This window comes from Magnetococcus marinus MC-1, from assembly GCF_000014865.1.
Lineage (GTDB): Bacteria > Pseudomonadota > Magnetococcia > Magnetococcales > Magnetococcaceae > Magnetococcus > Magnetococcus marinus.
The window spans coordinates 510,792-534,683 of record NC_008576.1 but is presented as its reverse complement, the minus strand read 5'-3'; the positions used below and the strand labels follow the sequence as shown (position 1 = coordinate 534,683).

16 protein-coding genes and 1 pseudogene are annotated in these 23,892 nt (G+C 54.6%); 9 read left to right on the top strand and 8 right to left on the bottom strand.

The genetic code is table 11. The features are described from left to right. Positions 1 to 75: 75 nt before the first annotated feature. The 4 genes from MMC1_RS02300 (at position 76) to MMC1_RS02285 (ending at position 6,634) form a co-directional block, all read left to right on the top strand. The gene (locus MMC1_RS02300; protein WP_011712139.1) at positions 76 to 1,083 is read left to right on the top strand and encodes a thioredoxin domain-containing protein; all 1,008 of its coding nucleotides are present in this window, start codon (positions 76 to 78) and stop codon (positions 1,081 to 1,083) included. Between the two features lie 743 nt (positions 1,084 to 1,826). After that, on the top strand, positions 1,827 to 3,425 hold the full coding sequence (locus tag MMC1_RS02295; RefSeq protein WP_011712137.1) for an IS66-like element ISMasp4 family transposase: 1,599 nt from the start codon (positions 1,827 to 1,829) through the stop codon (positions 3,423 to 3,425). A 108-nt stretch (positions 3,426 to 3,533) separates the two neighbouring features. Beyond that, the gene (locus tag MMC1_RS19490) at positions 3,534 to 5,966 is read left to right on the top strand and encodes a methyl-accepting chemotaxis protein (protein WP_011712136.1); all 2,433 of its coding nucleotides are present in this window, start codon (positions 3,534 to 3,536) and stop codon (positions 5,964 to 5,966) included. A 362-nt stretch (positions 5,967 to 6,328) separates the two neighbouring features. Continuing rightward, the gene (locus MMC1_RS02285; protein WP_011712135.1) at positions 6,329 to 6,634 is read left to right on the top strand and encodes an STAS domain-containing protein; all 306 of its coding nucleotides are present in this window, start codon (positions 6,329 to 6,331) and stop codon (positions 6,632 to 6,634) included. Positions 6,635 to 6,722: 88 nt separating this feature from the next. On the opposite strand, the gene folP is transcribed toward MMC1_RS02285, so the two are convergent. The 8 genes from folP to leuS form a co-directional block, all read right to left on the bottom strand. After that, entirely contained in the window at positions 6,723 to 7,880 is a 1,158-nt protein-coding gene (folP, locus tag MMC1_RS02280) for a dihydropteroate synthase (RefSeq protein ID WP_011712134.1), read from the bottom strand. Beyond that, positions 7,877 to 9,898: an ATP-dependent zinc metalloprotease FtsH gene (ftsH, locus tag MMC1_RS02275; RefSeq protein ID WP_011712133.1), complete on the bottom strand. Its 2,022-nt coding sequence runs from the start codon at positions 9,896 to 9,898 to the stop codon at positions 7,877 to 7,879. The genes folP and ftsH overlap by 4 nt, the downstream gene beginning before the upstream one ends. A gap of 150 nt (positions 9,899 to 10,048) precedes the next feature. Beyond that, on the bottom strand, positions 10,049 to 11,098 hold the full coding sequence (tilS, locus tag MMC1_RS19485) for a tRNA lysidine(34) synthetase TilS (protein WP_011712132.1): 1,050 nt from the start codon (positions 11,096 to 11,098) through the stop codon (positions 10,049 to 10,051). Positions 11,099 to 11,101: 3 nt separating this feature from the next. Further along, positions 11,102 to 11,788, bottom strand: a complete 687-nt coding sequence (gene queC, locus MMC1_RS02265) for a 7-cyano-7-deazaguanine synthase QueC (protein ID WP_011712131.1) — start codon at positions 11,786 to 11,788, stop codon at positions 11,102 to 11,104. Positions 11,789 to 11,844: 56 nt separating this feature from the next. After that, the gene (locus tag MMC1_RS02260) at positions 11,845 to 12,948 is read right to left on the bottom strand and encodes a response regulator (protein ID WP_041640656.1); all 1,104 of its coding nucleotides are present in this window, start codon (positions 12,946 to 12,948) and stop codon (positions 11,845 to 11,847) included. Positions 12,949 to 13,272: 324 nt separating this feature from the next. Continuing rightward, entirely contained in the window at positions 13,273 to 13,638 is a 366-nt protein-coding gene (locus MMC1_RS02255) for an Hpt domain-containing protein (RefSeq protein ID WP_011712129.1), read from the bottom strand. Positions 13,639 to 14,021: 383 nt separating this feature from the next. Then, positions 14,022 to 14,537, bottom strand: coding sequence for an LPS assembly lipoprotein LptE (lptE, locus tag MMC1_RS02250; RefSeq protein ID WP_011712128.1), 516 nt, complete (start codon positions 14,535 to 14,537; stop codon positions 14,022 to 14,024). 3 nt (positions 14,538 to 14,540) lie between these two features. Next, complete coding sequence (leuS, locus tag MMC1_RS02245; RefSeq protein WP_011712127.1) at positions 14,541 to 17,120, bottom strand: leucine--tRNA ligase; 2,580 nt, start codon at positions 17,118 to 17,120, stop codon at positions 14,541 to 14,543. A gap of 301 nt (positions 17,121 to 17,421) precedes the next feature. Between leuS and MMC1_RS22105 the strand changes: the two are divergent. The 5 genes and pseudogenes from MMC1_RS22105 to pabB form a co-directional block, all read left to right on the top strand. Then, a pseudogene (locus tag MMC1_RS22105) lies at positions 17,422 to 17,754 on the top strand (IS66 family transposase); the annotation flags it as partial. A 560-nt stretch (positions 17,755 to 18,314) separates the two neighbouring features. Then, the gene (locus MMC1_RS02235) at positions 18,315 to 20,003 is read left to right on the top strand and encodes an FAD-dependent oxidoreductase (protein WP_041640653.1); all 1,689 of its coding nucleotides are present in this window, start codon (positions 18,315 to 18,317) and stop codon (positions 20,001 to 20,003) included. A gap of 17 nt (positions 20,004 to 20,020) precedes the next feature. Further along, entirely contained in the window at positions 20,021 to 21,007 is a 987-nt protein-coding gene (locus MMC1_RS19480) for a succinate dehydrogenase/fumarate reductase iron-sulfur subunit (protein WP_011712125.1), read from the top strand. A 15-nt stretch (positions 21,008 to 21,022) separates the two neighbouring features. Next, positions 21,023 to 21,910 carry a CoB--CoM heterodisulfide reductase iron-sulfur subunit B family protein gene (locus MMC1_RS02225; RefSeq protein ID WP_011712124.1) on the top strand — a complete coding sequence of 296 codons (888 nt, stop codon included), beginning with the start codon at positions 21,023 to 21,025 and terminating at the stop codon, positions 21,908 to 21,910. 200 nt (positions 21,911 to 22,110) lie between these two features. After that, complete coding sequence (gene pabB, locus MMC1_RS02220; protein ID WP_011712123.1) at positions 22,111 to 23,871, top strand: aminodeoxychorismate synthase, component I; 1,761 nt, start codon at positions 22,111 to 22,113, stop codon at positions 23,869 to 23,871. Positions 23,872 to 23,892 lie beyond the last annotated feature (21 nt).

Genomic DNA, 23,892 nt, shown 5'->3' with positions numbered 1-23,892 from the left:
TCGATTTTAACATCATACAGGGCACCACACAGGGCTCCAGATCGGTATACCCCCGTGTGACATAAGGAGTAATGGATGATCACCTATCTTAAACAGGCTGCACTGGCCCTGGCCGTGATGGTTCCTATGCTGAGTAGCGCTTATGCAGAGTCACCCGTGGTTGGCCAAATGGGCACGTGGAAAGTCACACTGGAGGAGCTGGATAAAAGCATCGCCGGTGAGCTCTTTGAGCTGGAAAATAAAATCTACGAAACCCGCGCCAAAGCCTTAGACAGCATGATGGTCGAGCATCTGCTCGATACCGAAGCAAAAAAACAGGGTATCACCATTGATGCCCTAGAAAAGCGCGAAGTCACCGATAAAGTTACCCCCGTCAGTGATGCCGAAGTGGCACAATTTATTGAGCAAAATAGTGAACGTTTGCCCAATGCTGGCGAAGGGCTGGAAGAGCGCATTAAATCCTATCTCACCGAGCAACGTGCCGCTAAGTTTCGCCGTGCGCTGCTGGCTCAGCTGATGTCGCAAGTCGAGGTCACCACCAACTTGCCAGAACCCGAAGAGCCCCGTTACACCTTTAACTCCACCATGACCCCCTCACTTGGAGCAGCCGATGCCCCTGTCACCATTGTGGAGTTTTCTGATTTCGAATGCCCCTACTGCCGCCGTGTTCAACCCGCCCTCAAACAGCTAAAAACCAAGTACGGCGATAAGATTCAATTTGTATTCCGCCACTACCCCCTATCCTTTCACAAGCTGGCCCCGCTGGCCTCTAAAGCGGCCATGTGCGGTGAAGATCAGCAACAGTTTTGGGCCTTTCACGATGCCCTGTTTGAAGAGGGTGTGGACCTCAGCCGCGCCGGTCTGGACAAAGTGGCCGCTGACCTAAAATTGGACATGGCGCTCTTTAAAAACTGTCTGGACAGCAATAAGCATGAAGCCAAGCTGGATGCCGATTTAACCGAAGGTCAATCCCTGGGCGTTACCGGCACCCCTACCTTCTTTATAAATGGCCGTAAAAGCTCAGGCGCGCTCCCCTATAGCACCCTTGAAAAAATGGTTGAGCAAGAATTAACCAGCAAATAAGCCATCTCTTTCCCTAATGCTCCAAAAACAGGCCCAATATGGGCCTGTTTTTGTATAAAAAAAATTTTACATGCTATTGTTAATATGGAAAAAAAAATAGATACCATATTTTGCTATTCCATCGTATCGCCGCTTGGTTCATGCTATGTTCTTGAGTCGTTCGCAGCTTGATCCTATGCACCTGCATTTTAAATTGTGGGTCCATAAACCTTGGATTTCTAGTAAACGCCATTGAGTGATGCTTGGTTCTCGTCTCATTTAAACATTTAATGATTTTCTTGATGTAGGTAAAGTGTACACAGCTTAGGGGTTTTCAAAGTAGCAATCCCTGCAAGATCATCGCTGTCGGATGACCCAAACGTGATGTGAGGTCCTGTTCGTAAACTCAGTCACATGGTAACCGTTCAGAGACCCCTCGTTCAGTGAGGATGTTCACCGTTTGAGAAGGAGTCAACTGCCGGGAATAGCGCCAATTTTGTTTGACCATGGCAAAGAATATCCTTGACACGATTTTCGTCGAAAATGTGAAATTTCAGAAGGAGAGTGCGATCCGATCTGTTTTTGCCTATCAAAGCCTTGAGGAGAGTTCTGGCGGGTTTTCAGCTGTGGCGCCCACCCCCGGGTACGAGCGAATTTTTGCGCTGGATCCAATGGGGCGCAGAAGCGCAAAAATCTCTTCCTGGAAACCCGTGTTATCATGTGTGCGAGGATTCATTCACCGGCGATGATGTGGTGCGCGAACCATGAAGCTTTCAGATCACGACCTGCTCCAGATTGATGAGGAATATCTCTCCTCACTATCGTCTGCAGAGTTACTGGCCGTCAGCCGGAAAATGTTGGAGGATCTCAAGGAATCTCGTGAGCGTTTGAACCGAACACCCGACAACAGTTCCCAGCCGCCCAGCAGTCGTCCGGCGTACCTTGGGATTCCAGTTGAGCAAGACGAAACGCTTTCGGATGAGGATGAAGAGGACGTTTCGCCGGTGGAGAAGAAGGGAACCGATGATGCGGATGGAGATGATTCACCAGGGCCATCCGGCAGTTCTACTCCCTCTGCTCCAGGAAATGGTAAGTCGGATTCCTCAGGCAAGAAGCCGAAAGGCAGGGCTGGGAAGCCAGTTGGGGCCAAGGGATTCGGCAGAACGCAGATAATTCCGATTCGGAGTACCGTGGTTCATCGAGCGGAAACGTGTGCTGCCTGCGATGCTGCCCTTCCCTTGGATGCTCGATTTACAGCTCGAATCGGCTATGTGACCATCGATCTGATAAGGGGTGCCCCGGATCAGCCTGGATTGAGGCTAGAGGGGACCAAGCACCTTTTTGGGGAAGTTGCCTGTAGATGCGGCCATATTTCATGTACCGGTCCCGGCACAGGGGATAGACTTGAGATTGCAGGACGCAAAACCGCAACCAGTTTGAGTGAATGGCGTATTGTCGGCCCCATGTTGGCTGCTTTCATTGTTGCGCTCGCAAAACGGATGCGGTTGTCTCGCTCCAAGGTTCAGGAGTTTTTGATCGATTGGTTCGGCCTGGAGTTGAGTGTCGGGACCATCGACAATTGCATACGTGAGGTCGGACTGGCTGCCGCCCCTGTTCAGGATGAACTGATTGCCGAACTTCGTGCATCCGCTCTGGCTCATGTAGACGAAACGCCTTGGAAGCAAAAAGGTCAAGCTTTGTGGCTCTGGGTTTTCGCGACGGCAAATACGGTCTTGTTTTGCGTGGGACGCCGGACTCGACAAATGGTCCTTGATATCCTGACCGAGGAATATGCAGGCTGGCTAATGAGCGATGGACTCATGAACTACCGGATTTTCTCCAGGCGGCTGCGCTGCTGGGCGCACTTGATCCGAAAAGCCAAGGGGTTGTCGACAAGCCTGGATAAAGAGAGCAAACGATTCGGCTCCAGGGTATTGGAGGTCCTGGAATACATGGTCGAAGAGGTCAAAGATGGATCGGATCCGCCAGCTGCCGAGTCGATTTTGGAAGAATTCCAGGGATACTGCGAATTGTACAGAGATTATCCCCCGTCCGAGAAAGTTCGCAGCCTTGCCGTTGAGCTTCTCAATGACTGGGATGTTATCTGGCAACCTGTGAGAGTTCCAGGGCTGCCGCTGACCAACAACGATGCGGAGCGGGCTCTGCGCCACTGGGTCATTGCGCGTCTGATCAGCCACGGAACTCGTACGGCAGAAGGGAGTCGGGTATTGGGTGTGCTGGCTAGCGTCATCGAAACTTGCCGATTGCGGAACGTGTCTCCCTGGGACTATCTTGCTGAGGTGATTGCTGAACGGAGAAAGGGAAACCTCGTACCGCCGTTACCGGCTCCAGTAGCCGCTTGATATCGGGGTCTCTGAACGGTTACGTCACATGTGCTACCTGCTATGTTCCACTGGGGGCTTTTCTAAACAGCAGCTGATTGGAATTGCGTTATTTATTGGGGGGAATGGATGTCTCTGTTCAACTATTTACTCGGGCTTTCCATCAAAAACAAGATGTGGTTGGTGGCCATCTTCTCCATTATTGTCGAGTTGATTCTCATCATACCCAACTTTCAACTTATCCAAAATAGCGGTACGCAAGTTGAACAACAGATCACCACGGTGGAAAAAGAGCTTACCCATCTAGAGGATCTACAGAGCCGTCAAGGTGTGGTTTCAGACTTAATGAAATCGGTGCTTACCATCCACCATGGCATTACCCTCATTGCAGATGAAGAAGAAGGCTGGAACCGGGAGCGCCTCCAAGAGGTGGTCAAGGAATTTACAGCGGCTCGTGAGCGGCTTAATACCATGTGGCCCCCCAATGGTAACCGCGATAAGTTGGATGAACTGTTGGAAAATGTGCAAATTATTATCAATATGGGCATGGAGTACGACCCCCAGGAAGAGGGGGGACGAGAAGCTTTGCTCAACGGCATGAACCTGATGATGGTTGACCTTATGCATAGCTTAAACGGGGTCAATGCCATCTATCGTGACTATATGGAAAAGGAGATTGAAGGGGTCTCTAAAGCCATTATTGGCGGAGTAAAACAGGCTCAGGACATGGTGAGCAAGCTTGGTCACACCTCGCTACAAGGTATGCTTTTTCAATTTGTAGTGGTGCTGTTTTTGATCATCCTCATGGCGGTTATCCTAACCTGGATTTTGCGCCGTCTCGATACCATCCAAATCGTTTTCCGCGAAGTCAAAGCCGGGCGTATTACAGCCCGCGTGCCTGTTGCAAGATGGCATGACGAAATTACCGAAATTTCGGATGGGGTTAACGAAACCCTGATGGAGCTAACCAAGCTTATCCGTGAAATCCGTATCCACGTGGCCGGTACCCTACCCCCTGTCAGTAAAGAGTTTGCCGATGCGGTTGATCGCCTTAATGGTGCGGTCGGATTGGTCTTTACGGCCATTACTAAGGCAGACCAAGCCAATGAGAACCTATCCCTCAAAATCAGCGATAATGTAAAAGCTGCGACAGAGTGGATTGTACAGGCCCTTGAAGAGATCTCTAAATCTGCGGCAACCCAAGCCGAAGCCGCAGGCCATGTGGCAGAATCCGCCGATGAGGGCAGCTACCGCAGTAGCCGTCTCTCTACCGCCATCGACGAAATGGTTGGCAATGTGGATTCCGTGAGCAACAGCATTAATAAAATTTCTGGTTTAATGGGGGATATGCATAAGACCATTCGCGAAAACGCCACCAGCCAGAAACAGGTGCTGGCGTTTAGTGAAAGCGCCGTGCGCGAAGCCGGTGAAGCCGCAAACCAAGTTGAAGAGACGCAAACGGTCATGTCTAGCTTGGCTGAGTCTGCCAACGAAATTGGCAAAGCGGTCAGTAGTATTAAGAACATTGCCAAACAGACCAATATGCTGGCCTTAAACGCCTCTATTGAAGCCGCAGGAGCCGGCGAGGCGGGCAAAGGCTTTGCCGTGGTGGCCAATGAGGTCAAAGAGCTGGCTAAGCAGACCGAGCAAGCTACCAACATGATTTCTCAACGGGTTGAAGAGATCCAATCTGGGACCAAAGATGCCACCAGCCGCGTGATGCAGACCGTGGAGGTGGTCAACATGCTCGCCGAAACCAACCGTCACGTTGGGGATATGGCCCAAGAGCAGAGCGCACGGGTCGACGATGTTAACCAAGCTGTGCAAGGGGTGGCCAGCGCCACCAATGACGTGGCGCATAATTTAAATTCTCTCTCCACCAAAGCCCAAGAGGTTGCCAACACCGTTGCTGAACTCAGTGAAAGTGCTCAAGCCCTCTCCAATACCGCTACGGCGATGTCCCATAATGCACAAGGTGCTCGGGAGCAATCTTCCAAAGCCAATGAACACGCCCAACAGGTCTTAATTTCTGTTGGTATGGCCATTGCCGCGACCGAATTAATGGATAATGAGATGGGCCATGTCACCCACGGATTAGGGAATTTGCAGATCACTACGCAAACCATTAACCTATTCATCGGTGTGCTTGGCGAGGTCGAAACCAAACTCAACCATGCTCAGCAAGCCTTTAACTTAGGCCCTGAAAAGCTCAAGATGAGTCTCATCAAAGGCGCTTTGCTGGCGTGGCTCTCTAAACTGGAACTGCATGCTTGTGGGCAGATTAAACTGGAGGATGGCGGGGATCCTCGTCATTCACCCCTCGGAGAGTGGCTCTACCATCCCGAAACAGGCAGCCGTTTAAGCCATCTACCCGTTTATAAGGAGGTGGAGCAAAGCAACCGTAAGCTCCATGAGCTGGTCAGTGCTGCCATTGTTCAACTTAATCAGAAAAAGAAAGAGGCCGCCAAGACCACCTTGGCCCAGTTGCACGATGAGCGTCGCAAACTGTTTACCGCCTTGGATAACCTCTATCACGCATCGGTTGATGAAGCTAAGAGATAACCATAAACTTTTAGCTCACAGGGTTATCTCTCCAAAAACAGGCTCTCTGTCTGCCTTAGGGGGGCCCTTTGCAACGGGCTGAAGATGCCGAGCTCGCACTGACATAAAGGGGGTTATGCAAGCCTGTTTACCGCTCTGTTTGATTTTTGCACCCTTGCGTCCTGCACATGCATGGCCTCACCAGAGCAGAGGAACCCAGCAGGGTTTAGCGTCAGACCCCGTTTATTCATCCGCTTTTCGCGTTTTCCCAAAAAGAGCATTTGGCCTGTCGAGCGAAGTTTGTTATTGTCCTGTGAACGCTTATAACGGGTTAGATCTGGGTTTTATAAACCATAGTGTATCGTTGATTTTGGAGGGGCAGGATGGATCTCATCAAAAAGCAGTTCGACGAAGCCGGCAACCTAACCATTATACAACTGCCCGAAACCTTCACCTTTCGGCTGTTTAATGAGTTTCGGGGGTGCTATGAGGCGTTGGATCGCCAAGGCTCCGTTGAGGTTGATCTTTGCCATGTCACCCACTTGGATAGTTCGGCGTTGGGCATGTTGGTCGCAGTGTGGGAACACATGGGCCGTAACCGCGAGCAGGTGCGCTTGAGCAACACCTCTATCGCCGTGCGTAAGATCCTTATGGATGCCAACTTTAATCAGTTGTTCACTATCTCTTAAACAAACCCTTTTTACCCCCGCTCACTTCGCAGTGGCGTTTATCTTGGCGCGTTCTGCGGTTCCCCCTTACCCTTAGCCGTTGGCCTGTTCATACCAGACAACGCAACGCCTGTTGCATACCCGCCACATCGTGTACCCTTACCCAATTGGCCCCCCGCTGCACCCCCAAAGCGGCCATAAGATGGCTGCCAACATCACGCTGTGCGGCATCTTCACACCCTGTTAAATGGCCCACAATACGTTTGCGTGAAATCCCCAGCAACAGAGGCGCGGCCAAACCCGTAAAGGCACCAATATGGGCCAACAGCTCCAGATTGTGCCCATGTGTTTTACCAAAACCGATACCTGGATCAATCACCAGCCGCTCCCGCCCAATACCATTTTCCACACACCACTGCATACGGTCACCCAGAAAACCATACACCTCAGCCACCACATCCTCATAGTGGGGGCTATTCTGCATGTTTCTAGGTGTGCCCTTTTTATGCATGAGCACCACAGGGCAGTGGGCATCCCGTAATACTCGAAGCGACAGGGGATCCCCTTTGAGTGCGGTGACATCATTAATAAGGGCTGCCCCAGCCTCTAAGGCCGCTTCCATCACCCGACCCTTCGCCGTATCTACCGAAATGGGCACCTTTGTCTGGGCGGCAATGGCCCGCACCACCGGTACTACGCGACGCAACTCCTCATCCACGGGCACCATGGCCGCACCAGGGCGGGTGGATTCCCCACCAATGTCTAACAGATCTGCCCCTTGTTCGACCAGCGCCATGGCATGCGCCACAGCCCTGCCGGTATCATGGTAGTGGCCACCATCCGAGAAGGAGTCGGGGGTTACATTGACAATACCCATGATCAGGGGACGATCCCCGGCCAATTTCCGCCGTTTGCCTTGTGCATCCAAGTAGCTCATGGCCGCGCGGGGCGTGTTTAGGTTGCGCAGGGATTGGTGCAACGCCATGGCGCTATCCTGAGCCACGGTCTGAAAAATGCGTTCTTGCCAACGCTCTAAAACGCTGGGTAACAGCCACCCACGGGCCATGCGCAAGGTGCCACTGAGATAAATCTCCATACCCTCTGGCAACAGCCCATCCCACGCCTCAGGCCAGGGAAAGAGCCGTACCGCCATGGGCAGTTCGGGCATAGCCGGGAAGGGTGCCACCCCATCGCCCATGCGGGGTGCTGCAAAAAAATGGGCGCCTGCGGCGCCCATGGTCGGTGTTACTACGGCATAATGCGTCATCTATCCTTATCATCGCCTTCAGGGGTGTCCTTAGATACCACCTCCTGCGTGGATGCCTCTGTTGCAGTACGGGTGGATCCTTCCACATCATCCTCTGCTTGGGTGACACTCCCTGCCACTGCATCTTTTGCCGTTTGGTCCCCTTGTTCCCCATCGTCTGCCACCGTTGGGGTTGGCTTGTTCGCACGCTCATCCTTTTTCTTCAAAGGCTTTAAAGCGGTCTCGGCAGGCTCGCCTGCCATGAGCTTAATCACCTCATCCGCATCAATGGTTTCGCGCTCCAACAGTGCCTGGGCCATGGTGTGCAGCACCTCCATTTTATCGGTCAAGATCTGTTTGGCTCTTTTGTAATTGCGATCAACGATGTCAAATACCTCTGCATCAATGCGCCGAGCTGTCTCTTCCGATACGCTTTTGTGCTGCGTGATCTCCCGACCGAGGAAAATCTCTTGTTCATTTTCACCATAAGTAAGGGGACCCAAGGTGTCACTCATACCATAGGAGCAGATCATCTTACGGGCCAGATCGGTAGCCCGTTGGATATCATTGCCCGCCCCGGTGGTGAGCTGATTGAGCACCAACTCTTCTGCCAGACGCCCCCCCATTAAGATGGCGATATTTTGTTCTAGCTGCACCTTGGAGTAGGTGTAGCGATCTTCCAACGGTAGTTGCATGGTCAGGCCCAAAGCGCGACCACGGGGGATGATGGTCACTTTATGCACGGGGTCTGCCCCGTCCAGTGCCATGGCCACCACCGCATGCCCGGCTTCGTGATAGGCTGTTGTCTTGCGCTCTTTTTCTGAAATAACCGCGCTTCGACGCGGTTTACCCATCATGACCTTATCCTTGGCGTTCTCAAAATCCTCCATCTCCACCACCCGTTTATCCAACTGGGCGGCAATCAGGGCGGCTTCATTGACCAAGTTGGCCAGATCGGCCCCAGAGAAACCGGGGGTCGCGCGGGCGATCACCTCGGCATCCACCGAGTCCGACAGGGGTACTTTGTTCATGTGCACTTTAAGGATCTGGGTGCGGCCCAAAATATCGGGGTTAGGCACCGTCACCTGACGGTCAAAACGACCGGGCCTGAGCAGTGCAGGATCCAACACGTCGGGGCGGTTGGTGGCCGCGACCATGATCACACCCTCAGTCGATTCAAAACCATCCATCTCCACCAATAGCTGGTTGAGGGTCTGCTCCCGCTCATCGTGCCCCCCGCCCAACCCGGCACCCCGGTGGCGACCAACGGCATCAATTTCATCAATAAAGATGATGCACGGCGCATTTTTTTTGCCTTGCTCAAACATATCCCGCACACGGGCCGCACCCACCCCCACAAACATCTCCACAAAATCGGAACCAGAGAGGTTAAAGAAGGGCACGTTGGCCTCGCCAGCGATGGCACGCGCCAGCAGTGTTTTACCGGTACCCGGAGGACCCACCAGCAGCACACCCTTTGGAATTTTACCACCAAGCCGTTGGAATTTATGAGGATCTTTAAGAAACTGCACCACTTCTTGCAGCTCCTCTTTGGCCTCTTCAATGCCCGCCACGTCCTGAAAGGTTACTTTCGCCGCCTTATCGGACATGAGCTTGGCTTTGGATTTGCCAAAGGACATCGCCCCACGTCCACCGCCGGACTGCATTTGCCGCATGAAGTAGATCCACACCGCAATGAGCAGCAGCATGGGGAACCAGCTAATTAAAATTTGCATCAACATGGGGGTGCCTTCGGGCTCCCGCACGTCAATATCCACCCCATGGGCCAGCAGATCCTTGGTAAGATCGTAGTTATCCGGCACGCGCGATGAAAAAGGGCTACCATCGGTCGAAAGCCCGCGTACCGTACGCCCTTCAAGGGTAACTGCTGTTACCTTGCCTTGGGCGACCATTTCAGAAAAATCGGAAAATGTGATGCTCTGCCCTGGTCCTTGGGGGCTGTTAAACAGATTAAACAGCATGACCATAAGAAGGCCGATAACCAGCCACAGGGAGAGGTTTTTAAAAAACCCGTTCAAGAAAGCAACTCCTCGCTCGGTTTGGGGAAACGTTTAGGATATAGTCGCGATCCGCACACCAACGCTCTACACTTTGCCAAGGCTTCGTGGTAAGAACAGTGGAACAGGGGATCACGCCTCACTAGAAGATAGGCATGCTTAGCCAAAAGTTCAATGGTTCGTCTCGCCTCTTTTTCCTGGAGCCCTAAGAACCGGCTGGACCAACAAGCGCTGCTCGACTCTTGTCACGGCCACCCCCTGCATACGCATCTGCCATCGTTTGGCGGGCAAGCTCAGATGGTGCCACAGATTTTCCTTAGCCCGCTGGCCAACTGCCGTTATGCCCACCAGGGTATGCAGCATGTGATCCAACAACCGCGCGCGTAGCTCCGCAGGCAACTCTGCAAAGGGCTGTAACGGTAGTTGTAAGCCATTCTCTTGGTAGGGTTCAATGGGCAACTGCTGGGCCAACTGCACCACCATCCACTGGAGTGCCGCATCGGCCTGTTGCAGGTGCAAAGCCGTTTCTGCCAACCGTTGAGGAATCGCCTCACCCACCCCCAAAGCATTTAAACTGGGCAGCAGACGGTGGCGAATATGGTTGCGGGTATAACGCAGATCTTGGTTGCTGGGATCTTCACGCCATGTAATCTGCTCCCCCTGCAACCAACTCGTTAGCTCTTTTTTGCTAAAGGGCAGCAGGGGCCGTAGCAGTTGCACCTGGGCGAATTCCGCCATGGGCAGGGGTGCCAGAGGGCGCATGCCGCTGAGCCCTTTTAATCCTGCGCCCCGTAGCAGTAAACGCTCCAGCAGGGTCTCTGCTTGATCCTCCTGATGGTGGGCGATACCGATGAACGGCGCCTTTAACCCATAGGCTGTTTGTGCCAAAAACCGATAGCGGGCCTGTCGGGCCTGGGCCGCCAAGTTGGCTTTTTGCGCGGGGGGGAGCCAATGGCCCACATGCAGGGGAATGGCGTACTGGGCACACTGCTGCTGCACATGGGCCAGATCCTGTTTGGCACAGGGGCGTAGAGCATGGTCAAAGTGGGCCGCCTGTAGCGGCCCAGGATAGCAGAGCCGTAACAGATGCAGCAACGCGCTAGAGTCCACCCCCGCCGACACCGCTACCAACAGCGGGGCAGAGAGCGGCCATTGGGGTAAGAGCCCCTGAAGATGGGTGGCAAAGCGGCGCTGCAACGAGGCGCGCTGTTTGGCGTCCAAGCGTCACGGCCCCTGGTAGGGTGCCGGATCGGGCACCCCAGCTTCGGCAAATCCCTGTAGGCGCAGACGGCAGGCATCACACAAGCCACAGCCTGCACCCTGAGCGTCGGGATCATAACAGGAGCGGGTTAGGCCATAGTCTACCCCCAGGGCCAATCCCTGCTGAATAATCTGAGCTTTAGTAAGGTTAATCAAAGGGGTATGCACAGTGAAGGGGTGTCCCTCTACCCCCGCTTTGGTGGCCAGATTGGCGGTTTGCTGGAACGATTGAATAAATTCAGGGCGGCAATCGGGATAACCGGAATAGTCCACCGCATTGACCCCGATATAGAGATGTTGCGCCCCTAACGACTCTGCCCAAGCCAGTGCCAGCGAGAGAAACACCATATTACGCGCCGGCACATAAGTAACCGGGATCGTGTTCTCATCCACCCCACCCTTTGGCACGGGAATATCCGCCGTCAACGCAGAGCCGCCGAATAGGGAGAGTTGCAGGTCCATGATGCGATGCGCCACCCCAGGCAGGCTAAGGGCCTGTTTGCGGGCCATCTCCAACTCCATGGTGTGGCGCTGGCCGTAGCGAAAGCTCAGGGCATGGATACGCTGACCCGTGGCATGGGCCATACGTAAAACCGTGGCGGAATCCAAGCCGCCGGAGAGTAGAACCACTGCTGACATGATCGTTGGCATTCGATTTTTAAAAAGAGGGTTGCAAAAGAGGGTGATGCTACCACAAAACCACCTGCTTAAGGAATGGTCAAGACCACCGCTGTAATATCATCATAGGCACCCGTCAATTGATCGAGCAAGGGTTGTGGCAGGGCCGTAATGGCACCTTCCGTCGCTTCGCAACAGAATAGCTGGTCTAAAAATTGGATCAAGGGTGTGGGATCATCCTTTTCCAACATTACCCCAAGGGTGTCACACAGACCATCGGAATAGGCATAAACGCGGTCGTTGGATTGAACCGCCAGAGTTGCCGACTCCAAAGGCTTTGGCAACTGCTCCACTGCGCCCAAGGGCAATTGATAAAGGGGGTAGGCCTGCCACGCCTCCCCTCGCCGGATAAAGCAACCCGGTGCTGCAAAATTCCAGAAGGTTACCTGCTTGGCGTGGGGATTAAACTCGATAACAGAGGCCGCCATAAAAAAACCACTGGGCAGTTTTTCATACAGCGTTGTATTGATCGAGCCGATAATGGATTCCGTGTCCGCATCCGCTGCGGCCATCTCATAAAACAGGGGAATCACCAAGGAACCACAGATAGCCGCTGGCAGACCATGGCCCGTAAAATCACCAATCACAACCAGACGGTTCCCATTGGCTTTACTGGTCGAGAGCACCACATCCCCACTAATGCGCCCTAACGGCCTTTCCAGAAAAACCAAATCACTGGTTTGAAAATGGCTGCTCTGCCTGAGTTTGTCCAACACGGAGGCGATCTGAAACAGGGCAAGCTGCTTCTCTTCAGCCAAGGCCAAACGCTCTAATAGGGAGTGGATACGGGCTTTCAAGATGATGGGATTAAAAGGTTTAACCACAAAATCATCCCCCCCACAATCCAGACAGCGGGCCAGTTCGGCATCACTCTCAATGGCGGTGAGAAAGATAATGGGGGGCGGTGAATCCTCATTCCGAGTGATGGCGCGTATCTGCTCGGTGGCCGCATAGCCATCCTGACCGGGCAACAGGATATCCATAATAATCAGATCTGGATCGGCCGATTGATAGCGCTCAACCGCTGCAAAACCATCCCGCGCCAGAATGACCTCGTAACCCTCGCTACGCAAAAAACTCTCCAGCAACCAAGCGCTGGTTTCATCATCTTCTACAATTAAAATTTTCCGCACGGTACCTATTCCTAACATCCATAAGGGACTTATTGACTCATAAAAAATGCGCGCGCTGGCCGTGTCAACCCCACCCGTTCGTCTTCTCCCCCGCTGTGCCACGCTTGTTTGAGCGACGTTCCAGCCATGTGTCGACTGCGGTTTCCCCATACAGAGGGCAACACCCCGGTTAACATGGCAGAGCCCCCCATCCTGGACAGCACGGCTTAATCCCACGCGAGCCGGTTGCTAAGGGTAGCAAAGTTTCCTCTTTAAAAAACGGCTTGTACGCACTTCAATCCTACGTTAAACATTTTCCACGCAACCTTTCAAGATCTTCCTTGATTACCTCTCTTGTTGCTCCAGATAGGCTTGCAGTTGGGGTATCACCTGCTGCCACTGTTGTTGCAACGCGACAGACAAGCGTTGGGGATCCTGCTCCGCTTGACAACACGCTTCCAGCCTGCGGGCCTGCTGGCTTATGCCCTGCAAACCCACCGTGAGACTGGAGGATTTTAGGGTATGCGCATGCAAACGCATGGCGCTCCAATCCCCCTGTTGGTGTGCGTGCGCAAAGTGCTGTTGCAACTGCTCGCCATTACGTATGTAAAGATTAAACAACTTTTTCAGAAATCCTGGAGAGCGCTTATTTTGTTCGAGCAAGCGTGCAAAAATCTGCGCATCCAGACCGATTTCAGCTAGGGACAACATAGGTGGGCTCCACGGTTTCTAAAGTTGCCTTGCCATAGCTCCTGGGGCGGGCCACAAGGTAAGCTAGGCGGCCAAAGAGGGTCCCCATGCTAACACACAGCGGGCCAATCCCCATAGCTGCGCTACCCTACTGTCAGTATGGCGTAAATAGACACCCTCATTTACCACACGCGCCATGCAGACCCCTAAACCAAGTGCTTATTTTTCCGATTTAAACGCACTTTACCCGTCATCCACATGGCGCTGATTTGGGGAATCGCATGGAGCAATCCCATACCACCATACCCCTAAAAAAAGAGCACCTCCACAACGGAGGTGCTCTTTTTTTAGGGGTCTCATGCTGTCATACCACCCACCACGGGCTGGATGCCGCCATTTTTCTCCTAGGGGAGATGAGGCGTTTCATATAATACCGTGGCCAGCGACGCCACCAACTGTTTAATCGCCTCTTCCCGCGCCAGGTCGGAAGCCGCTTGGTTGGTGGTGGCAGCCTGCATTTCGTAGTAGTTGGCCCGCGCTTTAACCATGGGCAATTTGGGCAGAGCCGTCTGCCCGCCGATCTGCCAACTGGGTTGGGCGCTGGCGGTAATGCGGTAGTGGTCCGAACGACCCGACTGCTCCTGCACCCGCAGCACCCGCTCCAGCGTGCTCATCTCCACAATAAGCACCGGCCAAGTGCGCTTATCCCCACTGGGGGTGCCCCCCAAACGCTGTTGCAACTGCTCTTGCAACATCCGCGCAAGGCGTGGATGACTGTATGCCCCATCCCCCTTAACCTGCACCAGCACCGGGGGCAAGCCCTCACCCGCGGGGGCCGCCGAACCAGGAAAACGATAGCCCAGACAGGCGCTCAGAAACAGGGAGGATAGGATCAGCAATAACCGCAGAGTCACGTTCATATCTTAGTTCGCCACAATGTTAACCAATCGACCGGGCACCACCACCACTTTACGTATGGTTTTACCCTCCGTCTGCACTTTAACATGTTCATCGGCCAGAGCCAGCTTTTCTATAGCCTCTTGTGCCATATCCACCGGCACCTCAAGCTTAGAACGCAATTTACCGTTGACCTGAATCACGATCAACACACGCTCCTTAACCAATGCTGCCGCATCAGCCAGCGGCCATGGGGTATCGCTCAGCAGGCTCTGCTCGCCCATACGCTGCCATAACTCCTCGGTCATATGGGGGGCGTAGGGATGCAATAATTTTACCGTTACCTGCGCGGTCTCCCACAGCAGCGCGGACGCCTCGCCGGTTAATCTATCCTCTCCTTTAAAGGTGGCGATGGCACCGTTGCTCATCTCCATCACCGCCGCTATGGCGGTATTGAAGGATTGGCGATTAAGATCCTCCGTCACCTTGACAATGGTGTTGTGTAGCTGGCTACGAAAGGCTTTCAGCTGCTCATCAGCCGGGGTGGTGGTGCAAGCTTGGCGCTCACCACAGCGCTCGATGGCTGCCAGTACCAAGCGCCAGACCCGACCCAAAAACCGCCATGCCCCATCCACACCACTGTCGTTCCACTCCAAATCCCGATCTGCGGGTGCGGCAAACAACATGAACAGACGCGCCGTATCTGCCCCATAGCCCGCGATCAGATCATTGGGGTCCACCACATTGTGCTTGGATTTGGACATCTTTTCATTACGACCCACCGTAACGGCCCCACCACACTCGATGCAGTATAATGCGCCGTCACGCTCTTGCACCTCTTTGGGGTAGCGCCAGCCATGCTGCGCGCAGCGGTGGGTATCCTTGCGTACCATGCCCTGGGTCAGCAACCGGGCAAAGGGTTCGTCGCAGCTTACTTCGCCAATATCCCGCAGCGCCTTGTGGAAAAAACGGGCGTAGAGCAGATGCAGCACCGCATGCTCAATGCCGCCCACATATTGGTTCACCGGCATCCAGCGATCAACCGCAGCCTTGTCCAACGGGACTCCACCCATGTGGGGCGAACAGTAACGCAGAAAATACCAGGAGGACTCCATAAAGGTATCCATGGTATCGGTTTCGCGGCGGGCGGGCTGGCCACATTGGGGACAGTCACACGTTTTCCAGCTTGGGTGCCGCTCCAGGGGATTGCCCGGCTCGCTAAAATCCACCTCATTGGGCAGTTGGATCGGCAGTTGTGCCACCGGTACCGGCACCACACCACACGCTGCACAATGCACCATGGGGATGGGGTTGCCCCAGTAGCGCTGGCGGCTGATGCCCCAATCCCGCAGACGATAGTTGATGGTGCCCTTGCCGATCCCTTGGGCCTCAAAATATTCGGCGACCCGCTGCTTGGCCTGCTCATTGTCCATTCCGGTAAACAGACCCGAGTTGACCAATCGACCCGGACCGGTATAGGCCTCGCTCAGCTGCTCGGCGTGCAGAGTCTGCCCTTCGGGCTGGATCACCACTTTGATCTCGATGCCATGTTTTTTGGCAAATTCAAAATCCCGCTGATCGTGGGCCGGCACCGCCATGACGGCACCGGTGCCGTAGCTCATCAATACAAAATTGGCAATATAGACGGGCAAGGATTCGCCGGTGATGGGGTGGATGGCCTTAATGCCTGTATCAAATCCCTTTTTTTCCAGCTTTTCCAGGGCCTCTTCCGAGGTACCCACCCCTTGACACGTCTTAATGAAGGCCGCTGCGGCTGGGTTATTCTCTGCCACCGCCGCCGCAATGGGGTGTTCGGCAGCCACCGAGCAGAAGGTAACCCCCATCAGGGTATCGGGGCGGGTGGTGTAGACCGGCAGGGTGCCTGGATAGCCCTCCAACGCAAAGGCAAACTCCACCCCGTGGCTTTTGCCTATCCAGTTGGTCTGCATGGTGCGCACCGTTTCCGGCCAACCATCCATATGTTGGAGATTATCCAGCAACTCGTCGGCATAGTGGGTGATGCGGAAAAACCACTGGTTGAGCTCGCGCTGCTCCACCGGGGCACCACTGCGCCAACCACAGCCATCAATCACCTGTTCGTTGGCCAGCACGGTGTGATCCACAGGATCCCAATTTACAAAGGCGTGTTTGCGGTAGACCAAGCCTTTTTCATAGAGCCGCAAAAAGAGCACCTGTTCGGCGTGGGCGTAATCTTCATCACAGGTGGCAAACTCACGATCCCAATCGTAAGAGAGCCCCATGCTTTTAAGCTCTTCGCGCATGGTGGCAATGTTTTCATAGGTCCAATCGCGGGGGTGTACCTTGCGCTGGGCAGCGGCATTTTCGGCGGGCATGCCAAAGGCGTCCCAGCCCATGGGGTGCAGCACAGCTTTGCCCTGCATACGCTGATAGCGGGCAATGACATCACCAATGGCGTAGTTACGCACATGGCCCATGTGGATACGCCCCGAGGGATAGGGGAACATCACCAATAGATAGAAGGTCTCCTTATCCCCCAGATTTTCGGGGGTGGCGAAAGTTTTTTGCTGGTGCCAGATCTTCTGCCATTTGGATTCTATCGCTTGGGGATTGTACTTTTGGTCCATGGATCGCCAACTTTTCGGTTATTCGGTGATGTGGGAGTCTCCACCCACCCAGAGACAGGGTGCGCCGCCCCGTAGCGGTGGGCAAGCAGCCATTTGTACCACAGTTCACCCCGATCGGCAATTTTCCCGCCATGCGTTGCACCCACTCTACAGCGATGGGCAATCTGTGGTACTGTGCGGTTCTGTGAATGGAATGTATCCATTCACCGCCCTGTCGGACAAAAAATCCTTGCTACGGTTTTTCGCGTATTTTAAAGAAATCTCCAGCCAAGCCAAACCCATTCCGCTTTCGCCTTTTACCGAATGCCCACCACCCGACCAGTACCACCGCAAAGGCAAACGGGGTAGACTCAAACGCAGCAACTCCAGAAACCTTCTGACAACGCTTGCGTAGCCATGAACATGGCCTCCTGCTGTTCCTGGACAGCCCCGATCTCCCCTTTTCGAACAACCCAGCCAAGAACGACCTGCGCATAACCAAGCTCTACCAGAGGATCTCTGGCTGTTTCCGTTCTCAGGTAGGAGCCGCAACCTTTTGCCGTATCCACAGCTTCCGCTCCACCTGCCGGAAAAACGGCGTCTCAGCGACCCAGACGCTGAAAACCTGTTCCAGGGAAAAGGGCCGAACTTCATGGCCCCTCCCTGCTCACGACACCACCTTCAGGGAGGGCGTGGTCAATGGTTACAATGCGAATGGAGAAAATTTTTATATGTACAGCGTACACCATACAGCAACCCACGGATTTTGCGTCTCTTACCAGATTCACTTACACCGCATCAATAATTATGGGAATGCCCCTCATTTATAATGAATAATAACATGTTGAGCTATAATCACTTTTTTAGATTATTCCATAAAGTAAAGGGTTGCTATCTGCTCTCAACAGGCGCACACTGCGCCAATACGTTGTGGAAGCCACTTTAAATAGTACAGTGACAAGATGTTTTATTGTCTTTAAAGCACAAAAAAACATTACATCCTCAACTGTCAGGTATCAGCCCCAGCAATCCTGGGCATTGGTTTTTTAAATTTGGTGTTCTACGCTATTCAGGCCACAATCGAGACCTTAATTCCCCGCCATCGGTTTTTGCTAGACCGTTTCGGCGTTTTCCATCCGCCACACCGACATCCTGGCGGATCTTGATGCTCGACCCCACAGGCATGACTGTGGGGAGATGAGAACCGGAGGTGTTATGTACAAGCACGACCTGATTATTGTCGGTGCGGGATTGGCAGGCATGCGGGCCGCTGTTGAAGCGGTCAAAGCGGGGGTTGACGTTGCCGTCATCTCCAAAGTGCACCCCTTACGCAGCCACTCCTGCGCAGCCCAAGGGGGCATTAACGCAGCCATTAACCCCAAAGACTCCTGGGAATCCCACGCCTACGATACCGTAAAAGGGTCCGATTTTATCGGTGATGAGGATGCCATTGAACTGATGTGCCAAGAGGCCCCCAATTCGGTGCTGGAAATGGACCGTATGGGCACCCCCTTCTCCCGTCTGGAAGATGGCTTGATTGCGCAACGCCCCTTTGGGGCCGCCAGCTTCGACCGCACCTGCTACGCCGCCGACCGCACCGGGCAAGTGCTGCTGCATACCCTGTGGGAGCAGTTGGTCAAGGCTGGGGTGCGGGTCTACGAAGAGTGCCAGATCCTGAAAATCTCCAATGTGGATGGCCGCATCGCCGGTGTCGTGGCCTACGATATTAAAAAGGGTGAGGTGTTTGGTGTGCAAGCCAAAGTCACCCTGCTCTGCACCGGTGGTTATGGGCGGGTGTTCCTCACCAGCACCAATGCCACCGCCAGCACTGGCGATGGTATGGCCCTGGCCTACCGGGCCGGTGCCAGCCTGTGCGATATGGAGTTTGTGCAGTTTCACCCCACCGGCCTACGCTACTCCGGCATTCTGGTCACGGAAGGGGCCCGTGGTGAAGGGGGCTATCTCATCAATAAAGATGGCGACCGCTTCATGACCAAATACGCCCCCAATAAGCTGGAGCTGGCCTCCCGCGATGTGGTTTCCCGGGCGGAACAGACCGAAATTCTTGAAGGGCGCGGGGTGGATGGTGCCATCTTCTTGGATCTGCGCCACTTGGGTGCGCAAAAAATTAATGAGCGCCTGCCACAGGTTCGCCAACTGGCCCGTGACCTAGAGGGGGTCGATCCAGTCTATACCCCCATTCCAGTACGCCCCACCGCCCACTATTCCATGGGTGGCATTCGTACCAATAAGTATGGTGAAACCATCCTGCCCGGCCTGTGGGCCGCAGGTGAGTCGGCCTGTGTCTCCGTACACGGTGCCAACCGCTTGGGGGGCAACTCGCTGTTGGATACCATTGTGTTTGGCTACATCGCCGGTCGTGAACTGGGTGCCAAGCTTGGCTCCATGGAGATGCCGACCCTGCCCGCAAGCGAAGTTCAGGCGGTTAAGGATAACATTGCCCAGCTGGTCGACCGTCCTAACAAGGGGGTGCGCCCGGCCTCGATCCGTGAACGCTTGGGTGAGTCCATGAACGCCTATGTCAGCGTCTTCCGTCACCCAGATAACATTCAAAAGGCGGCGGATCTTATCCCCACCCTGCGCCAAGATCTCACCACCATGCACTTGGATGACAAATCCAAAGTGTTTAATGTCGATCTGCTGCGGGCTATGGAGATGCAAAACTTGGTGGATCTGGCCGAGACCATCATCGCTGGTGCCATCAACCGCACCGAGTCCCGGGGTGCCCACTCTCGTGTTGACTTCCCCGAACGGGATGACGAGAACTGGCGTAAGCACACCATAACCAAGTGGGATAACGATGCCCAGACCACCGCCTTCTCTTATGAAGCGGTACGTACCGTGGGCAAAGATGCCTATAAACTCGCGGTGCGGTCTTACTGATCCCAAGGAGGTAGCTCATGAGCGATCAGGTTTACACCCTGCGCATTCAACGCAACGTGCGCCGCGATGACGGCACACTGGAAACCAAATGGGACGAGTTCCAGGTCAAGGCCACCCCTTTGACCCCCGTTCTCAACCTGCTAGAAGATGTTAAAGGCAATCAGGACGGCTCACTCACTTTCCGTCAGTCCTGTCGTTCGGCCATCTGCGGCTCTTGCGCCATGCGCATTGGTGGCAAAACCCGTCTGGCCTGTAAAACCCAGATTGGTGAAGTGGTGGACGAAAATAACACCGTGCAAATTGCCCCCCAGCAAAACTCGCCGGTGCTCAAGGATTTGGTGGTGGACATCACCAAATTTTTCAACAAAGTGCATCAGATCAAACCCTACCTACAAGAGGGGGCTGAGAGCGCAACCGAGGTCAATGATACCGCCTTTGATCAGGTTAACCATGTGACCCAGTGCATCATGTGCGCCTGCTGCTTCTCCGACTGCACCATGGCCGAGGTCTCCGATGCGTTTATCGGTCCAGCGGCGCTGGCGAAGGCGTTCCGGTTTGTCTCCGACCCCCGCGAGGGGAACAAACGGGAGCGGCTGCGGGTGCTCTCGCAAGATCACGGCATCTGGTCCTGTTCGCGCTGCACCATGTGCGTGATGGTCTGCCCCAAGGATGTTAAACCCATGGAGGCCATCGTCAAGCTACGTACCCGTGCGATGGATGCCGGCAATGTCAGCGGCTATGGGGCCAAACATGCCCAGGCGTTTCATGGTGATATCACCAGCAACGGCAGCTTGAACGAAGCGTTTATTCTAAACCGCACCCTGGGGGTATTGGGTGCCTTGGGTGAGATGGGCGCTGCGCTGCACTTGGCCAAAAAGGGTAAAATTCCTTCGCCCTTCCCCCACAAGATTGCCAATCTTGGTGAGGTACAGGCGATCTACGACGCGTTGGAAAAAAATCCACTTGACGTAGAAACCAAAGCTGAAAATGCCGTTCCTGAGTGATCGGAGGAAATGCTAATGACGATGAATTTTGCTTACTATATCGGCTGTGCCGCTCAACAGACCCAAAAGGAGGCCGATTGGGCCGCTGAAGCGGTGTGTGAAGAGTTGGGCATTAAGCTGCACCGTATGAAAAAAGCCACCTGCTGCGGTGCGGTGAGTCTGCGTGAAACCAAACCTGCCTTTGCCCTGGCAGTAGCGGCCCGTATCTTTGTCGAAGCCGAAGAGATGGGCATGGATATCGCCACCATCTGCAACACCTGTTTGCAGACCCTCAGTCAGGCCAACCATCGTCTTAAAAATGATGACGAGCTGTTGGACAGCATCAATGAGGTGTTAAAAAAGAGTGGTGTGGCCCCCTATAAGGGCACCGTTAAGATCAAGCATTTGGCTTGGGTAATGGTGGATGATGTTGAGGCGGATGTGCTGAAAAGCAAGATTAAAAAGCCCCTCAATGGTCTGCGGGTTGCCCCCTTCTATGGCTGTCATTCGTTACGGCCGGCGGAGATTTTTGAGGCCGAAGCGGGCGAGAAGGCCAAACATCTGGAGACCCTCATTGAGTTGATGGGGGGCAATCCGGTGCGTTTTGACGGACGGGATAAGTGCTGTGGTTTCCATGTCATGCTCTCCGACGCAAAAGAGATGCGGCAGATGGTGTTTAACAACACCACCTCCGCCAAGGAGGCCGGGGCCGATGTAATGATCACCCCCTGCACCCTGTGCGACATGGCCATGGGCTCTTACCAGGGTATTGCCGAAAAGAGTGTGGGTAAAAAGGTTGGCCTGCCCGAGATGAACTTTGCCCAGTTGCTCGGATGTGCCATGGGGTTGGATGAAAAACGTCTGGGTCTTAACCGCCTGCACGTTAGCCCCCGTCCCCAGTTGGTTGCCCGTGGTGTGCTGTAAGCAGCGACGAGGCTCATGTGTGTGTGCGAAAAGGCCGGTTCAACATCCTTGAACCGGCCTTTTCCATCTCGGCATTCCCCTGCCCCACCGCCTTGCATCGGGCAGCCGCTCATCAGCCCTGCCATCTCACCCATTGGCAGCGGGGTTGGCCTCTGCCATACTAGCCGGCATCACTCACCCTAACCCTACACAACATTGCCATGCCTGCACTCTGGGTCGATGTTGCCCCCTGGGGCCAGCCCTTACAGTTTGATAAACCCTTTGCCCAGCGCCAAGCGGAGCAGGCCGAGCAGGTGGCCCCGCTGTTGCGTTGGGCCGATGTCCAGGCGCATCAAGGCCACTGGGTTGCTGGTTATGTGCGTTACGAGGCCGCCTGCGCCTGGGATCTGCCGGTGCACCCCACCACGCAACCCTTGGCTTGGTTTGGCTGTTATGCGCCCCCCCAGCCAGCCTGTTACCCCCACCTGCCCACCCCGCCCCCAGTCACCCTGGAGCTCTTAATCCAGCAAGCGCGGTATGACCAAGATCTGAAGCGCATACTGGACTTTATCCATGCGGGGGACACCTATCAGGTGAACCACACGGTGCGCGCCCTGCCCCACTTTGAGGGTACCTTGTTGGATCTCTTTTTAGATCGGCAGGCGCGTTATCGTTTCCCCTATGCCATCTGGCTGGAGAGCCCTGGGACCAGCGTGGCCTCTCTCTCCCCCGAACTGTTCCTCCACCGGCAGGGTTCGCTTGTGACCACCGCACCCATCAAAGGCACCCGCCCCCGTGGTGAGACCCTAGCTGAGGATCAGCAACTGGCCATGGCACTCAGCCAAGCCAGCAAGGATGCCGCCGAACATATTATGATTGTGGATATGGCCCGCAATGATTTGGGCCGCGTTTGTGAGACAGGCACCATTCGGGTACCCCACCTAAAAAACCGCCGCAGTTTTGCCACGGTACACCATCTTGAAAGCCGGGTGGAGGGGCGTCTGCGCGAGGGGTTGGATCTGGCCCACCTGTTTGAAGCGCTCTTTCCAGCGGCCTCCATTACCGGCGCCCCAAAAAAACGCACCATGGAGATCATCAAAAGCCTTGAGCCCCAACCCCGTAGCCTCTACACCGGCTGTGTAGGGGTCATTCGCCCTGGTGGTGAGGCGCTGTTTAATGTGGCCATTCGTACCCTAGAGCAGCAGGGCCACACCCCGCCACTGCTTGGCTTGGGGGGCGGCATTGTGGCGGATTCGCAACCCCTGGACGAGTGGCAGGAGTTGGCCCACAAAGGGGGGTTTCTTACCAACCCGCCTACCCTAGAGGCACCGGGCTTAATTGAAACCATGGGCGTGGCAGACGCTGGTATGATTCCCTGGCGAACCCAGCATATGGCACGCATGCGGCACGCGGCGGCGGCATTGGGCATCCCCTTTAACGCCCAGACTGCCCAGGATTTGGTGGATACCGCCCTCGTCCAAAAGCCTCACATGGTCAGGCTGGCCTTACACAGTAGCGGCTTTCTAGAATATACCACGCCACCACGACCCCAGCCGCAGCATGGTCTTAAATTGTGGATCTACCCCCATGCGGTGGATGGCGAAGATCCCTTGCTGCGCTATAAAACCAGCCGCCGCACCCTTTTTAATGAAGCCCTCAGCCAAGCCCGCGCCCAGGGTTTTGATGATGTCCTGTTTGTGAATACCCACGGCCATGTTACCGAGTGCGCCATCCGCGCCATACTGCTGCAATGCCATGGGCAGTGGTACGCCCCACCCTTACAGGATGGCCTATTGGATAGCCTCTGGCGGCGTCATGCTTTGGCCCACTATGGTGCCACACCCCGTTCCCTTAGCCTAGCAGATCTACAACAGGCCCAGCAGATGCGCGTTGGCAATGCCTTACAGGGGGAACAAAGCGTACTTTCCCTACACACCTGCACCGATCCGTGGGTGAGCTATCACTCATTTTCCACGTTCTAACCGAGCTGTTCTGCTTCTTAC